Below are 427 nucleotides of genomic sequence, written 5' to 3' on the forward strand. Positions count from 1 at the left end.
CCGCGCGGCACCGCGACGCTGATCGGGCGCATCGACACCGACTGGGCCTCGATGTCGGCGGCCGGCGTCATCGGCGCGCCGCCGATCGTCTTCTTCGCGCTCCTGGTGCAGCGCCACCTGGTGCGCGGGCTGACCATGGGCGCGGTGAAATGAATGCCGCGAGGCAACACTGAAACGGCCGTTCCGCCAAGGCGCGGCCCGATAGGAAAGTCGAACGCATGATGGATGTCTGTCTGTTCGGAGTGGGGCTGATCGGCCGTGTGCATGCCGGAAATCTCGCGCGCCACCCAAAGGTGCGGCTGCGCTACATCGTCGATCCCAATCGCGAGGCGGCTGAGATGGTCGCGGCCGTTACCGACGCCGAGATCGCCGACACCGAAACGGTGATGAACGATCCGGCGGTGAAGATGGTGTTCATCGCCTCGGC

1 protein-coding gene is annotated in these 427 nt (G+C 66.5%); it reads left to right on the forward strand.

What is annotated here, in order from left to right:
• Window positions 1–218: 218 nt before the first annotated feature.
• The coding region (locus tag EN852_RS35355; protein ID WP_189546367.1) for a Gfo/Idh/MocA family oxidoreductase at window positions 219–427 on the forward strand (209 nt) is incomplete at its 3' end.

The sequence above is a fragment of the Mesorhizobium sp. M2E.F.Ca.ET.209.01.1.1 genome (assembly GCF_004010375.2).
In the GTDB taxonomy this organism is placed as follows: Bacteria; Pseudomonadota; Alphaproteobacteria; order Rhizobiales; family Rhizobiaceae; genus Mesorhizobium.